The organism is Rhodococcus oryzae (genome assembly GCF_005049235.1).
Taxonomy (GTDB): Bacteria; Actinomycetota; Actinomycetes; order Mycobacteriales; family Mycobacteriaceae; genus Rhodococcus_G; species Rhodococcus_G oryzae.
The window spans coordinates 94,312-109,449 of the sequence record NZ_SUMD01000001.1 but is presented as its reverse complement, the minus strand read 5'-3'; the positions used below and the strand labels follow the sequence as shown (position 1 = coordinate 109,449).

The window sequence follows — 15,138 nt, the reverse complement described above, 5'->3', positions numbered from 1 at the left end:
ACTCGTCAACCGCGCACAGGCGGCGCAGCCGCCTATTCCAGGCCGAGCAGGGCGTTCTCGACGACCTCGGGGAGACCCGGGTGGATCCAGTACTGGCCCCTGGCCATGTCCTTGGCGCTCAGGCCGAAGCTCATCGCCTGGATGAGCGGCTGGATCACCGTGGGCGCCTGCGCGCCGATGACGTGGGCGCCGAGCAGCCTGCCGGTGCCGCGCTCGGCGATCACCTTGCACAGGCCCTCGGTGTCCTCCATCGCCCAGCCGTAGGCGACGTCTGAGTACTTCTGCACCTTCACCGTAATGTCGAGGCCCTGATCGCGTGCCTGTTCCTCGGTGAGCCCGACCTCGGCGATCTGCGGATCGGTGAACACCGCCGCCGGCACGAACCGGTGATCGGTGCGGACCAGATCGGCGCCGTCCGCCCACGCGTTGCGCAGCAGGTTCTCCTGCACGACCCGGGCCTCGTGGTTCGCCACGTGCTTGAGCTGATAGGGCGAGGACACGTCGCCGAGCGCGAACACGCCCTCCGCGGTGGTGCGCTGGAACCGGTCCACCAGCACCCGTCCCTCGTCGTCGACGTCAACCCCCGCGGTCTCGGCGCCGAGCCGGTCGCCGTTCGGGGCCCGACCCACCGCGACCAGCAGGGTGTCGCCCGAGACCACGCTGCCATCCGCGAGTTCCACCTCCACGTTGCCGTCGTCGCCACGCACGGTCCTCACCGGATTGCCCAGTCGCACATCCCATTTCTCGTGGGCGAGGGCGGTGAAATGTGCCGAGATGTCGCCGTCGAGGTGTCGCAGCAGGCGGTTGCCGCGGCCGATGATCGTGACCTTGCTGCCGAATGCGGAGAAGACGTGGGCGAACTCGGAGGCGATGAACCCGCTGCCGATGATCACCAGGTGCTCGGGCAGTTCCGGCAGCCGCATGATGTCGTCGTTGGTGTAGTAGCGGACGCCGCTGCGGGTCACCGCCTCCGGGATGATCGGCCGCGATCCGGCCGCGATGACCACCTGGTCCGCGGTGATCACCTCGCCGGTCCCGGTCTCCAGGCGTCGCGGTCCGATGAACCTGGCGTGGCCGGAAAACAGTGTGGTGCCCGGACTCTCGTCGCGTCGATAGCGCTCGCCGCCCGCCGAGATGGGGTCGATCCGGTCGAACACGCGGCTGACGATGTCGGGCCAGCGCACCTTGTCGATGCGCGAGTCGATGCCGTACCTGCTCGAGTGTTCGATGGTGCGGGCGACCTCGGCGGCGTAGACGAACATCTTGGTCGGGATGCACCCGACGTTCAGGCAGGTACCGCCGAAGATGCCGTCCTCGAGCAGCGCGACCTGCATGTCGGCGTACCGGTCGTCGAGAATGGTGTTGCCGGAACCGGATCCGATGATCGCGACGTCGAAGTGGTTCATGCGCCGTGTCCGTGCAGCCAGTTCAGCCACAGGTCCACCTCGTCGAAGGCCTGCTTGCGCGGCACCTCGGTGGAGAGGAAGACGTCGTGCCGGGCGCCCTCGATCGGCACGATCGTGGTGCGGTCGCCGAGGCAGCCGGCCCACCGGGCGATCTGCCTCACGTCCAGCACCAGGTCGGCCTCGTCGGACTTGGCGGTGTACCGGGAGGAGTAGTGAGTCTTCTCGGACCGCAGGATCAGCGAGGGCACCCCGACGTCGAGCCCGCGGTGCAGCTTCGCGTGGCCGTGTCGGATCGCGCGCAGCCAGCCGAAGGTCACCGGGAACCCGGTCATCGGCTTCCACTCGAGGTTGTAGTCCCACTCGCCGCCCGTCCCGACGTGCAGGCTGCGCCCGTAGACGTCGATCGGCGGCTGCTTGAGGGCGAGCCGGTCCTTGACCCGCCCGACGGCCTTGACGGCCACGGTGCCGACGCTGCGCAGGTACGACGGGCCCTGCAGGTCGAACCACGGGCTGTTGAGGATCAGCCCGGCGATGCCGGCCCCAGCGCTGCCGCCGGGCTTCCTGTTCAGCCGGTCGAGCCACAGCGGCAGGATCAGCCCGCCGGTGGAGTGTGCCACCAGCAGGACGGTGCCGCCGCCGATCTGCTCGCGGACCAGCGCCAGCGCGCGGCCCAGTTCCTCGTCGTAGAGCGCGAGGTCGGTGACGAAGTGCGCGGTCTGGCCCTGCTTCAGCGAGCGGCCGCATTTGCGCAGGTCCAGGGCGAAGAACGAGTAGCCCTGGTCGTGGAAGTGCTCGGCCATGTGGTGCTGGAAGAAGTAGTCGGTGAACCCGTGCACGTAGAGCACGGCCCGCGCGGGCGTGCGGTCGATCCCGCCCTCGGGCTGGTACCTGACGAGTGTGGCGTCGATCTCACCTTCACCGTCGGGATCGATTCCGAGTGGGATGGTCAACTGCTGATATCCGTCGCCGAGGACGTCGGGAGCCCAAGTAGTCACAGATCACAATGTAATGCGCAGGAATGCCCCCCGCAGTGGCGCACAATTGGGTGAGGTGAACGACGCGTATACGCGCGGGTAACCTATCCGCTGCAGTCGGCGCGACTGCGCACTGCCAATGGACAAGGAAGTCGATTTTCCAGTGTCAGACAACAACGCGGTAGAGACCAAGACCGATGTAGTGCTCGTGGGTGCGGGCATCATGAGTGCGACCCTCGGAGCCATCCTGCGGCAGCTGCAGCCGGATTGGTCGATCAGCGTGTTCGAGCGGCTCGACGCCGCCGCCGCGGAGAGCAGCGACCCGTGGAACAACGCGGGCACCGGACACTCGGCTCTGTGTGAGCTCAACTACACCCCCGAGAACAAGGACGGCTCCGTCGACATCGCCAAGGCGATCACGGTCAACGAGCAGTTCCAGGTCTCCCGGCAGTTCTGGGCGCACGCGCTCGAACAGGGCATCCTCACCGCCCCCAAGGAATTCATCAACCCCATCCCGCACGTGAGCTTCGTGCACGGGGCGGACAACGTGAAGTACCTGAAGGCGCGCTACGACGCCCTTGCCGGACACACGCTGTTCAACGGCATGGAGTACACGGACAGCGCGGACGAGTTCGCCCGCCGCCTGCCGCTGATGGCCAAGGGTCGCGACTTCTCCGACCCCGTCGCCCTGAACTGGACCGAGGGCGGCACAGATGTCGACTTCGGCGCGCTGACCAAGCAGCTGCTCAATCACGTCGCCTCCTCCGGCGGCACCGTGCACTTCGGTCACGAGGTCACCGGCATCAAGAAGCAGTCCGACGGCAGCTGGAAGCTCAAGGTGCACAACCGTCGCACCGGCGGCCGCAAGACCGTCAACGCCAAGTTCGTCTTCGTCGGAGCCGGCGGCGGCGCCCTGCACCTGCTGCAGCAGTCCGGCATCAAGGAGGCCAAGGGCTTCGGCGGCTTCCCCGTCAGCGGCGCCTTCCTGCGCTGCACCAACCCGGAGCTGATCGATCAGCACCGCGCGAAGGTGTACGGCAAGGCCGCGGTCGGTGCCCCGCCGATGTCGGTGCCGCACCTCGACACCCGCGTCATCGGCGGCAAGCCGGGCCTGCTGTTCGGCCCGTACGCCGGTTGGTCGCCGAAGTTCCTCAAGGAAGGCCGGGTCACCGACCTGCCCGGTTCGGTCAAGCCGAACAACCTGCTGTCCATGCTCGGCGTCGGAGTTTCCGAGCTCGGGCTGGTCAAGTACCTGGTCAGCGAGCTGGCGAAGAACGCGGAGGGTCGCATCGAGACCATGCGCGAGTTCGTCCCCGAGGCAATCGGAGCGGACTGGGAGCTGATCACGGCCGGCCAGCGCGTCCAGGTGATCCGCCGCGACAAGCGCAAGGGCGGCGTGCTCGAGTTCGGCACCGCGGTCATCAGCGCCGCCGACGGCTCGATCGCGGGTCTGCTGGGCGCCTCGCCCGGCGCCTCGACCGCGGTCCCGGCGATGCTCGACGTGCTCAAGCGCTGCTTCGGGGACCGGTTCGCTTCCTGGGAGCCGCAGCTCAAGCAGATGGTGCCCTCGCTCGGCGTGAAGCTCTCCGACGACAAGTCGCTGTTCACCGAGGTCTGGGACTGGTCCAGCCGCGTGCTCGAGCTCGACACCGACGTTCAGGAGACCGCCTCCGCCGCGGTGTGATAGTCACACCGTATGACGGCAACAGCGGCGCTGCACCGCGCCTGGGCGCTCGATCTGGACCTCCGCACGCTCTATGACCTGCTGAGACTGCGGGTCGACGTGTTCGTCGTGGAGCAGGCCTGCCCGTACCCGGAATTGGACGGGCGGGACCTGCTCCCCGGCACCAGGCATCTCTGGATCGAGCAGGACGGTCAGGTCGTGTGCACCCTCCGCCTGATGGAGGAGCACGACGACGGCAGCTCCTACCGCATCGGGCGGCTGTGCACCCGTCCGGACGCGCGCGGGCACGGGCACACCACCAGGCTGCTGCGCACGGCGCTCGCGGAGGTCGGGTCCGCGCCGTGCCGGCTCAGCGCGCAGAGCCACCTGGTGGACATGTACGCCAAGCACGGGTTCACCCCCGACGGCGAGGAGTTCATCGAGGACGGGATCCCGCACGTGCCGATGCGGCGCGGTGGCGGCGAGCCCTGGCGCGAGGTCTAGAGTCAGGATCCGACAATCCCTGCCGCGGGGAAGTCCTGTGTGAACCAGGCACGGTCCCGCCACTGTGATGGATCCGGCCACGTCCGGAACCGGAGTCAGATCGCCGCGGCAGCGGGTAGAGGTCCGAACCCTCGGCGTGGACACCGGGGAGTGAAGGGAAAAGCGCTGTGGCACAAGCTGGTACCGGGTCCGAACCGGGATTTCCGTTCAGTGCGATCGTCGGTCAGGACACGCTCCGGCTCGCCCTGACCCTCTGCGCCGTGCACCCCGGCATCGGGGGCGTGCTGGTGCGGGGCGAGAAGGGCACCGCGAAGTCGACGGTGGTGCGCGCGCTCGCCGCGCTGCTGCCGCCCGTCGACGACGGCAACGGGGGCAGGCCCGCCCGGCTGGTGGAGCTGCCGGTCGGCGCCACCGAGGACCGGGTGGTCGGCTCGCTGGACCTCGAGAAGGTGCTGCGGGACGGGGAGCGGGCCTTCCAGCCCGGACTTCTCGCCGCGGCCCACGACGGCGTGCTCTACGTCGACGAGGTCAACCTGCTGCACGATCACCTCGTGGACGTGCTGCTCGACGCCGCCGCGATGGGTCGCGTGCACATCGAGCGCGACGGCGTCTCCCATTCCCATCCAGCGCGGTTCGTCCTGGTCGGGACCATGAACCCGGAGGAGGGCGAACTCCGCCCGCAGCTGCTCGACCGCTTCGGCCTTGCCGTCGACGTGGCGGCCTCGCGCGAGGTGGACGTCCGCATGCAGGTGGTGCGCCGGCGCCTCGATTTCGAGGCCGACCCCGCCGGATTCGCGGACAGGTACGCCGACGAGGACTCGGCGCTGGCCCGCCGCATCGCCGCGGCAAGGGCGGCCCTGCCCGCCATCGAACTCAGCGACACCGAACTGCGCCGCATCGCCGCGCTGTGCGCCTCCTTCGACGTCGACGGCATGCGTGCCGACCTGGTGCTGGCCCGCACGGCCACCGCACACGCCGCCTGGCGCGGCGCGGAGGCCGTCGCCGAGGAGGACGTGCGGATCGCCGCGGAGCTGACGCTGCCGCACCGGCGCCGCCGCGACCCGTTCGACGAGCCGGGCCTGGACCCCCAGCAGCTCGAGGACGCGATGCGGGACGCCGCCGAGCAGGCGAACCAGCCCGAACCCGAGCCGGAGCCCGATCCCGACGGTCCCGGCGGCGGCGCGCCCGAGCCCGAGCCCGAGTCCGACGGGGCCCCGACCCCCGACGACGCCCAGCAGTCCGCCGAGCCGAGCGAGAGCGAACGGCCCGGCCCGGCCCGCGCCCCCGAACGCCAGGCCGCGGCGCCCTCCGCGCAGTTCAAGACCCGGCTGCTGACCATCCCCGGTGTCGGCGAGGGCGCGCCCGGCAGGCGCTCACGTTCGCGCTCCGCACAGGGCCGGACCGTGCGGCCCACCACCGAACCGGGCCGCGGGCTGCACCTGGTCGGCACCCTGTTCGCGGCCGCCGAGCACCAGGTCGCCCGCGGACGGCGGGACGGCCGGATGCTGTTGGCGCCCGGCGACATCCGCGGGGCGCACCGCGAGGGCCGCGAGGGTAACCTGGTGGTCTTCGTGGTCGACGCGTCCGGCTCGATGGCAGCGCGGGACCGGCTCTCCGCGGTCACCGGCGCCGTCGTCTCGCTGCTGCGCGACGCCTACCAGCGCCGCGACAAGGTCGCGGTGATCACGGTGCGGGGCGCCGCCGCCGAGCTGGTGTTGCCGCCCACCTCGTCCGTCGACGTCGCGGTCCGGCGGCTGCGCTCGCTGCGTACCGGCGGCAAATCCCCACTGGCGCAAGGATTCCTGAAGGCACGCGAGGTGGTGTTGCGGGAGAAGGTGCGCGACCCCCAGCGTCGGGCGATGGTGGTCGCGCTGACCGACGGCCGGGCGACCGGTGGAACCGACCCGGTCCATCGGGCCCGGGTGGCCGCGACCCTGCTCGCGGGCGAGTCGGTGGCCTCGGTGGTGGTGGACTGCGAGTCCGGCATGGTGCGGCTGGGCCTGGCCCGCGACCTGGCGACCGCGCTGCGGGGCGCCTACATCCGGCTCGGCGAGCTCTCGGCGGAGCAGGTGGCAGGCGTGGTCCGGGCCGGTACCTCGAAGCTCGCGGCCTAGAACGGAAAGAGGAGTAACAGACGATGCCCAAGGGTGTACCGCTTCCCGAGAACGTCCCCGACGACGGCCTGACCACCCGGCAGCGCCGCAACGCGCCGGTGCTGGCCGTGCACACGGGTCCCGGCAAGGGGAAGTCGACCGCCGCCTTCGGGATGGCCCTGCGAGCCTGGAACCAGGGCTTCGACATCGGGGTGTTCCAGTTCGTCAAGAGCGCGAAGTGGAAGGTCGGCGAGGAGTCGGCGTTCCGCGCGCTCGGTGAGCTGCACGAGTCCACCGGCGTGGGTGGACCGGTGCAGTGGCACAAGATGGGCGAGGGCTGGTCCTGGACCCGCAAGAAGGGCGAGGACGAGGACCACGCCCGCGTCGCGCTGGACGGCTGGCGCGAGGTGGCCCGCCGGATCGCCAACGAGGAGCACAAGTTCTACGTCCTCGACGAGTTCACCTACCCGCTCAAGTGGGGCTGGGTGGACGTCGACGAGGTGGTCGAGGTGCTGGCTGCGCGGCCTGGCAACCAACACGTGGTGATCACCGGAAGGGACGCGCCGCAGGCCCTGATCGAGGCGGCCGACCTCGTCACCGAGATGACCAAGATCAAGCACCCCATGGACGCCGGACGCAAGGGCCAGCGGGGCATCGAGTGGTGATGGAGCCGAGCGGAGCGGCGAGGAATGTCACTGCCGTTCCGGCGGTGGTCATCGCCGCGCCCGCATCCGGCAGCGGAAAGACCACCGTCGCAACGGGTCTGATCGGCGCCCTGCGTGCGGCCGGGGATCGGGTGGCACCGTTCAAGGTGGGGCCCGACTACATCGACCCGGGCTATCACGGCCTCGCCGCGGGCCGCGTCGGACGCAACCTGGACCCGGTGCTGGTCGGCGCGGACCGGATCGGCCCGCTGTACCGGCACGGCAGCGCCGGTTGCGACATCGCCGTCGTCGAGGGCGTGATGGGCCTGTTCGACGGCAAGATCGCGGACCCGGCGCCCGAGGGCGCCGCGGAGGGGTCGACGGCCCAGGTCGCCGGGCTGCTCGGCGCACCGGTCGTCCTGGTCGTGGACGCCCGCGGCCACAGCCAGTCGCTGGCCGCGGTGCTGCACGGCTTCGCGACCTTCGACAGCGGCGTCCGGATCGGCGGGGTGATCCTGAACCGGGTCGGCAGCGAGCGGCACGAGCAGGTGCTGCGCCAGGCCTGCGACCGGGTCGGGGTGCCGGTGCTCGGGGTGGTGCCCCGGCTCGCGGAGCTGGCGGTGCCCTCGCGGCACCTGGGATTGATCACCGCCGTCGAGCACGGCCGGGCCGCGACCGACGCGGTGGATGCGATGACCGAGCTGATCGCGCGGCACGTGGACCTGTCCGCCGTGCGGGCGCTGGCCCGCTCGAGCGTCGACGCACCGGCCTGGGATGCCCTGGAGGAGGCCGGTGCGGACGCGCCGGGACCCGCCCCCGTGGTGGCGCTGGCCGGTGGCTCGGCGTTCACGTTCGGCTATGCCGAGCATCGCGAGCTGCTGGAGGCGGCGGGCGCGCGGGTGTGCACCTTCGACCCCGCCGTCGATCAACTTCCCGACGGCGCGGCCGCGTTGGTGCTGCCGGGTGGGTTCCCGGAGGAGCACGCGCCCGAGTTGGCGGCGAATGTCCCGTTGCTCACCACCGTCCGCGAACTGGCGCGCCGCGGGATGCCGATCCACGCCGAGTGCGCGGGCTTGCTGTACCTGGCGCGCCGCCTCGACGGGCACCCGATGGCGGGGGTGATCGGGGTGGATGCGGAGTTCGGAAAGTCGCTGACCCTGGGTTACCGGGAGGCCGTCGCACTGGGGGAGTCGGTGCTGTTCGAACCGGGGACGAGGGTGGTCGGTCACGAGTTCCACCGGACCCGGCTCGAGTCGGCGTCGGTGGACGGCTGGGCCCCGGCCTGGGGCTGGCGGGCGGCAGGGACCTCGACGAGGGAGGGCTTCGCCGGCGGCGGCGTGCACGCCTCTTATCTGCACACACATCCCGCGGGGAACCCGGCCTCCGTGCGTCGGTTCGTCTCCGCGGCAAGAACTTTCGAGGACTCCAATGGGTGAACTGGTAGTTGGCATCGGTGCCCGCGACGGGGTGGACCCCGACACCGTGCTGGCCGCGATCAGCGCTGTCGTCGACGACCCGACCGAGCTGCACGCGCTGGCCACCCTCGAGCGCAAGGCCACCGAGTCCTCGATCGCCATTGCGGCGGCCGAGCTGGGTGTACCGGTGCTCGGGTTCACGGCAGACGAACTCTCGGCCGTGGACGTGCCGACACCGTCCGGACGGGTCGCGGCCGAGGTCGGCACGCCGAGCGTCGCCGAGGCCGCGGCGGTCCTCGGCGCGGGCGGCGGCGACCTGCTGGTGCGCAAACGCGCCCGCAATGGCGTCACCGTGGCCGTCGCCCGTAATGTTTGGTAGCCCGAAGACCCCCGATATCCCAGTCAAGGAGCGCGAAGTGCCAGCAGCGGCCGGAGACGAGCCCAACTACCTCGTAGGGCTCAACCTGACCGATCGACGGGTGGTCGTCGTGGGCGGCGGCACCGTCGCACAGCGGCGCCTGGGCCTGCTCGTGGCCTGCGGGGCGAGGGTGCACGTGGTCAGCCGCGCCGTCACCCCCGCCGTCGAGGCGATGGCCACCGGCGGCCAGATCACCATCGACCTGCGCGCGTACGCCGATGGCGACCTGGACGGCGCCTGGTACGCCATCGCCTGCACCGACGAGCCGGACACCAACGCCGCCGTCGTCGCCGAGGCGGAGCGCAGCCGCATCTTCTGCGTCCGCGCGGACAGCGCCCGCAACGGCACCGCCGTCACCCCCGCGAGCGCGTCTTTCGACGGGCTCGAGCTCGGCGTGCTGGCGGGCGGCGACCACCGCCGCTCGGCCGCGGTGCGCACCGCGCTGGTCGAGGCCCTGCAGTCCGGTGGCGTGGTGGACGTCGCCGAGCCGCACGCGCCCGGCGTCGCGCTGGTCGGCGGCGGGCCCGGCGACCCGGACCTGATCACCGTCCGCGGCCGCAGGCTGTTGGCCCGCGCCGACGTCGTGGTCGCGGACCGGCTCGCGCCGCCCGAGCTGCTCGCCGAGCTCGGCCCCCAGGTCGAGGTCATCGACGCGGCGAAGATCCCGTACGGCCGCGCGATGGCGCAGGAGGCGATCAACGCCGCGCTGATCGACGGCTACAAGGCGGGCAAGTTCGTGGTCCGGCTCAAGGGCGGCGACCCGTACGTGTTCGGCCGCGGCTTCGAGGAGCTGCAGGCCTGCGCGGCTGCCGGGGTGCCGGTCACCGTGGTGCCGGGCATCACCAGCGCGATCGCCGTGCCGTCCGCGGCCGGGATCCCCGTGACCCACCGCGGCGTCACCCACGAGTTCGTCGTCGTCAGCGGGCACATCGCCCCGGACCACCCCGACTCGCTGGTGGACTGGTCGGCCCTGGCGAAGCTGCGCGGCACCCTGGTGCTGCTGATGGCGGTGGAGCGGATCGAGAAGTTCGCCGCCGTGCTCGCCGAGGGCGGTAGGCCGGCCGAGACCCCGGTGACCGTGATCCAGGAGGGCACCACGCGCGCTCAGCGGGTGCTACGAGCCGATCTGGCGACCGTCGCGGCCCGGGTCCGCGAGGAGAACATCCGCCCGCCCGCGATCATCGTGATCGGGCCGGTCGCGGGCCTGACCGTCGACGCGCAGTAACCTGGGCGACCGTGCCTGACTCCACTGTCGTGAAGTACCCCGTGACCACGCGAGCCTTCGGGCTCGCCATCGTCGTCCTCGGCGGTATGCAGCTGATGATGGTGCTCGACGGGACCGTCGCGTCGCTGGCCCTGGCCCGGATCCAGCAGGACCTCGACCTGAGCGACGCGGGCCGGAACTGGGTGATCACGTCCTATGCGCTGACCTACGGCGGCCTGATGCTGCTGGGCGGACGGCTCGGCGACGCCTTCGGGCGCAAGCGGGTCTTCATCGGCGGCGTGGTGCTGTTCACGGTGGCCTCGCTCATCTGCGGACTGGCCACCGGCGAGATCTCGCTGATCGCGGCGCGGGCGCTGCAGGGCGTGGGTGCGGCAATCGCGTCACCGACCGCGCTTGCCCTGGTGGCGACGACATTCGCGCCCGGCCCTGTCCGCAACCAGGCGATCGCGATCTTCGCGGCCATGACCGGCATCGGTTCCGTGACCGGACTGATCGTCGGCGGCGCCCTGACCGAGGTGTCCTGGCGCTGGATCTTCCTGATCAACGTGCCGATCGGCCTGCTGATCATCGGCCTCGCCGTTCCCTCGCTGGTGGAGACCGGCGCCGAGCGGCTCAAGCTGGACGTACCGGGCGCGGTGCTCGCGACCCTGGGCTGCACCGGCGTGGTCTTCGGGTTCACCGAGGGCGCGGAGATGGGCTGGACGAGCCCGCCGGTGATCGCGGCGCTGGCCGTGGGGCTGGGCATGCTGGCGGCGTTCCTGCTGGTCGAGCGGAGGGCGGAGAACCCGCTGCTGCCGTTCTCGCTGTTCCGCAACGGGAACCGGGTGGCCACCTTCATCGCGATCGCGCTGGTGGGCGCGGTGATGTTCAGCCTGGCGCCGTTCGTGGCGCTGTACGTGCAGGACATCCTCGGGTACAGCCCGCTCGCCGCGGGCATGGCGTTCGTGCCGTTCGCCTTCGGCCTCGGCGCCGCCGCGTTCGTGGCGTCCAAGCTCGCGGTCCGCGTCCAGCCCCGGTGGCTGATCGTCGCCGGTACCGTCCTGACCACGCTCGGCCTGCTGTACGGCTCCACGCTGGACACCTCGGCGACGTACATGGGCAACCTGTTCATGCTGGTGGTCGGCGTCGGATTCGGTGTCGGCCTCGCGGTGGTGCCGCTGCCGCTGTGTGCGATCGCAGGCGTCGGGCAGCACGAGATCGGGCCGCTGTCCGCGATCGCCCAGGTGGCTCAGGTGCTCTTCGGCCCGATCGGGCTGGCGATCGTCGGTGCGATGGCCACGTCCAAGACGCTTTCGCTCGGTGGCACCTCCGGGGTGGCGTCGACCATGAACGCGGACCAGCTGTTCGCGCTCAGCGAGGGTTATACGACGGCTCTGCTCGGCTGCGCGATCTTCGCCGCCCTCGCCGCCGTCGTGGCCCTGTTCATCCGGTTCACCCCGCAGCAGGTCGCCCAGGCGCAGGCCGCGGAGAAGGCGGCGCAGGAGTCCTAGGCGCGTCTCGGAGGCGTTCCCCGCGCTCGGTGAACGCCTCCGAGTGCCACCTGGCCTCCGGTCAGGCCAACCGGGCGAAGAACTGGCGGATGTCGCCGACCAGGACCTCGGGCGCCTCGTGCGCGGCGTAGTGCCCGGCGGCGTCGTTCGCGCCGCCACTCGGCCCGGCGGTGTCGTAGGAATTCCAGCTGACGATGTTGCTGTGGTCGCGTTCGGCGAACCGGCGGATCGACTGGAAGTCGCCTGCGAACATCGCCAGACCGGTCGGCACCGTGGTCGGCGCGGTCGGGTGGTCGGTGGCGTGTGCGTCCTCGTAGTAGAACCGCGTCGAGGAGCCGGCGGTGCCGGTCAGCCAGTAGATCGCGACGTTCGCGAGGACGAAGTCGGCATCGAGGCCCTCCCCGAAAAGCTGTGCGTTCCACGCCAGTAGCCCCACCGGTGAGTCGGCGAGGGCGAACGCGAGGGTCTGCGGCTGCTGGCTGTGCAGCGTGTTGAACGCCATCTTGTTCGTGTGGAACCACTGCAGGTGCTCGAGGGCCGCCAGGTCGGCCTCGGAGAGCCCCTCGAACTCGGACGGATCGCCGGACGGGAACGAGAACAGCTGGGTGACGTGCACGCCGACGACATTCGACGGGTCGAGGCGGCCGATCTCGGGCGCGATCATCGACCCGCCGTCATTGCCGACCGCCCCGTAGGACTGGTAGCCCAAGCGATGCATCAGCTCGATCCAGGCCCTGGCGGTGCGGTACCGATTCCAGCCGGTGCTGCGTGTCGGGCCGGAGAAGCCGAAGCCCGGGATCGACGGGATCACGAGGTGGAACGCGGGCGCGTCGGGTGACTCCGGTTCGGTGAGCGGGGCGATGACATCGAGGTACTCGACGATCGATCCCGGCCATCCGTGCGTGAGCACCAGCGCCGTGGCGTCCGGCCGGGGGGACCTGATGTGCAGGAAGTGGATGTCCTCGCCGTCGATCTCGGTGACGAACTGCGGGTAGGAGTTGATCCTCGCCTCGACGGCGCGCCAGTCGAATCCATCGAGCCATCGGGCGGCGAGCGCGCGCACCCGGTCGTTCGGGACACCGTACGAGTCGGCGACGCCCGGCAGCTCGTTCGGCCACAGCGTGCGTCGCAGCCGGTCGTGCAGGTCGTCGAGCTGAGCCTGCGGGACGTCGATGGCGAAGGGGCGGATGTCGTTCACGGCTACTCCTCATTAGAACGGAATGTTTTGTTCCGTTTGAAGGTAACAGATCGGATCATTCCGTTCCAGTGTTACCGTCGGTTCATGCCGAAATCGACTGAAAGCGCAGCTCGTGAGAGCCGGACCGGTCTGCCGGGGCGCAAGCAGCAGGCGGCGCGCAACGACGGAGTCATCCTGGAGGCCGCTCGGGAGGTGTTCCTGTCCGATCCGAAGGCGCCGATCACCGCGGTGGCCCAGCGGGCAGGCGTCGGGATCAGCGCGCTCTACCGCCGATACCCGGGCAAGGAGGACCTCCTGCGTACGTTGTGTCACGACGGCCTGCGCCGCTACATCGCCGAGGCGGAAACGGGCCTCGAGGACGCCGACGCGTGGCGCGGACTGACCGGATTTCTCGAGAGGGTGGTCGACGCCGATGTGCACTCGTTGACGGTGCACCTGGCGGGGTCGTTCACCCCGACCGAGGAGATGGGGCACGACGCCATGCGCTCCCACGAGCTGACCGATGCCCTTGTCGAGCGGGCGCGCGCGACGGGGCACCTGCGTGCCGACATCGTCACCCTGGATCTCGGGCTGCTGCTCGAGGGGTGCGCAGCCATCCGGATTCCGGACCCGGAGCGGACCCGGCAATTGCGACGCCGCCACCTCGCCCTGCTCGTCGACGGTCTGGCCGCGAGCGGTGACCTGCCCGGCCCGCCACCGCAGGCGGGGGAGTTCGGGTCGCGGTGGAAGTCGGAGGCCGACCTGCGATGACGGTTGAACCGCAAGAATCGGCGACGCCCGGGAGGGCGCGCGGTCGGTGGCGTGTCGCCATGGGGGTGATGACCATCGTCGTCGGAATCGTGGTGGCGCTGGTCGTCGGAGCGCTGGCGGTGGGCCTGGTGGCGCTCGCGGTTGACACCCCGGCGCTGTACCTCGGCGCGGGACTGGCCGTCGCCGTTTCCGTCTGTTTTCTGCTGAGCTGGTGGGGTTTTCGGCTGACGGGGGTGCGTCGCGCCGGGGCGGGGGCGGCCGGACTGAGCGCGGCGATCGGCGTGGCCGTCACCGTGTTGGCAGCATCGACGATTCTCAGTCCGTTCCCGGCCCAGCCGGAAGCAGAGGCGCCCTCGGCCGTCCAGTACTGGGACCTGTCGACCGGGTCGCGAATCGCCTATGTCCACGCTCCGGCCGCCGAACTCCCGACCTCGAAGCCGCCGGTGATCTTCGTCCACGGCGGACCGGGAACACCCGGCGAGGGAGTACCGGTCGGCGGCGCCGAACTCGCCGCGCAGGGGTTCGATGTATACGCGTATGACCAAGTGGGGGCGGGCCGTTCGACCCGACTCGACGATGTCACCGATTACACCGTGCAGCGCCAGGTGGCCGATCTCGAGGCGATTCGGCAGGAACTCGGTGCCGAGCAACTCGTCCTGGTCGGACGGTCCTGGGGTGGATCGTTGACGGCGCAGTACATCGCGGCGCACCCCGACCGGGTCGCGAAAGCTGTCTTCGTCGCGCCGGGGGCGATCTGGCCGACGGCATTTCCCGACGGTGTCGGCGAGCCCTGGCACGAGATGGATCCCGCCCAGCAGGCCCGCTACGACGAACTGATGGGCAACCCACGCATTCTCGCCCAATCACTGCTGATGGGCGTGAATCCCCAAGCCGCGCATGCGTTCGTCCCCGACGCCGAAGCCGACTCATGGATGCACGAGGTCGCCCTCACCGGCCGCGACGGGGCCTCGTGCTCACGCGAGGTCACCACGCCACCGCACAACAACCCGCAGGGCTTCTACGTCAACCAGATGACGACGGCGGATTTCGACTCCATCCCGGATCCCCGGCCTGCCCTCACGAACGCACGGGTTCCCATCCTGGTCATGGCGGCGCAATGCGACTTCCTCCGTTGGCCGGTCACACGCGAATACCGTGACACCTTCCCTCGCTCCACGCTGGTCGACATCCAGGGCGCAGGCCACGGGGTCTCGACGGACCAACCGGAGATCTACACCGGCTTGCTGGAGACATTCCTGAACGATCAGCCCCTGCCGCTGCCCGCCTACACCTCCATGGAGCCTCCGCCCGGACGCTGGACCAGCTGATCGAACGAGGTCGGTGCGGGACGGTTGTCG

Annotated in this window: 13 protein-coding genes; 10 read left to right on the top strand and 3 right to left on the bottom strand. The window is 70.5% G+C overall.

What is annotated here, in order from left to right:
* Positions 1 to 32: 32 nt before the first annotated feature.
* Together mtr and FCG67_RS00410 are read right to left on the bottom strand one after the other, a co-directional pair.
* On the bottom strand, positions 33 to 1,406 hold the full coding sequence (mtr, locus tag FCG67_RS00415) for a mycothione reductase (protein WP_136906199.1): 1,374 nt from the start codon (positions 1,404 to 1,406) through the stop codon (positions 33 to 35).
* The gene (locus tag FCG67_RS00410; protein WP_136906197.1) at positions 1,403 to 2,401 is read right to left on the bottom strand and encodes an alpha/beta hydrolase; all 999 of its coding nucleotides are present in this window, start codon (positions 2,399 to 2,401) and stop codon (positions 1,403 to 1,405) included. The genes mtr and FCG67_RS00410 overlap by 4 nt, the downstream gene beginning before the upstream one ends.
* 118 nt (positions 2,402 to 2,519) lie before the next feature.
* Between FCG67_RS00410 and mqo the strand changes: the two genes are divergently transcribed.
* From mqo to FCG67_RS00370, 8 genes are all read left to right on the top strand, one after another.
* Complete coding sequence (gene mqo, locus FCG67_RS00405) at positions 2,520 to 4,064, top strand: malate dehydrogenase (quinone) (RefSeq protein WP_077041271.1); 1,545 nt, start codon at positions 2,520 to 2,522, stop codon at positions 4,062 to 4,064.
* Positions 4,065 to 4,076: 12 nt separating this feature from the next.
* Positions 4,077 to 4,547: a GNAT family N-acetyltransferase gene (locus FCG67_RS00400; RefSeq protein ID WP_136906195.1), complete on the top strand. Its 471-nt coding sequence runs from the start codon at positions 4,077 to 4,079 to the stop codon at positions 4,545 to 4,547.
* 167 nt (positions 4,548 to 4,714) lie between these two features.
* A complete protein-coding gene (locus tag FCG67_RS00395) occupies positions 4,715 to 6,661 on the top strand; it encodes a magnesium chelatase subunit D family protein (RefSeq protein ID WP_136906193.1) in 1,947 nt (648 codons plus the stop codon).
* A gap of 23 nt (positions 6,662 to 6,684) precedes the next feature.
* On the top strand, positions 6,685 to 7,305 hold the full coding sequence (gene cobO / locus FCG67_RS00390) for a cob(I)yrinic acid a,c-diamide adenosyltransferase (protein ID WP_136906191.1): 621 nt from the start codon (positions 6,685 to 6,687) through the stop codon (positions 7,303 to 7,305).
* Positions 7,305 to 8,720: a cobyrinic acid a,c-diamide synthase CobB gene (locus tag FCG67_RS00385; protein ID WP_136906189.1), complete on the top strand. Its 1,416-nt coding sequence runs from the start codon at positions 7,305 to 7,307 to the stop codon at positions 8,718 to 8,720. Before cobO ends, FCG67_RS00385 begins: the two co-directional genes overlap by 1 nt.
* On the top strand, positions 8,713 to 9,078 hold the full coding sequence (locus FCG67_RS00380) for a cobalamin biosynthesis protein (RefSeq protein WP_097212735.1): 366 nt from the start codon (positions 8,713 to 8,715) through the stop codon (positions 9,076 to 9,078). Before FCG67_RS00385 ends, FCG67_RS00380 begins: the two co-directional genes overlap by 8 nt.
* Positions 9,079 to 9,115: 37 nt before the next feature.
* Positions 9,116 to 10,342: a uroporphyrinogen-III C-methyltransferase gene (gene cobA / locus FCG67_RS00375; RefSeq protein WP_136906187.1), complete on the top strand. Its 1,227-nt coding sequence runs from the start codon at positions 9,116 to 9,118 to the stop codon at positions 10,340 to 10,342.
* An 86-nt stretch (positions 10,343 to 10,428) separates the two neighbouring features.
* On the top strand, positions 10,429 to 11,832 hold the full coding sequence (locus tag FCG67_RS00370) for an MFS transporter (RefSeq protein WP_136907080.1): 1,404 nt from the start codon (positions 10,429 to 10,431) through the stop codon (positions 11,830 to 11,832).
* Between the two features lie 61 nt (positions 11,833 to 11,893).
* Here the strand turns inward: FCG67_RS00370 and FCG67_RS00365 are convergent, their stop codons facing one another.
* Positions 11,894 to 13,030 carry an epoxide hydrolase family protein gene (locus tag FCG67_RS00365; RefSeq protein WP_136906185.1) on the bottom strand — a complete coding sequence of 379 codons (1,137 nt, stop codon included), beginning with the start codon at positions 13,028 to 13,030 and terminating at the stop codon, positions 11,894 to 11,896.
* 84 nt (positions 13,031 to 13,114) lie between these two features.
* Here FCG67_RS00365 and FCG67_RS00360 point away from each other — a divergent pair, with 84 nt between their 5' ends.
* Positions 13,115 to 13,780, top strand: a complete 666-nt coding sequence (locus FCG67_RS00360) for a TetR/AcrR family transcriptional regulator (protein WP_136906183.1) — start codon at positions 13,115 to 13,117, stop codon at positions 13,778 to 13,780.
* Between the two features lie 59 nt (positions 13,781 to 13,839).
* Positions 13,840 to 15,108, top strand: coding sequence for an alpha/beta fold hydrolase (locus FCG67_RS00355; RefSeq protein WP_169310413.1), 1,269 nt, complete (start codon positions 13,840 to 13,842; stop codon positions 15,106 to 15,108).
* The last annotated feature ends 30 nt before the right edge of the window (positions 15,109 to 15,138 follow it).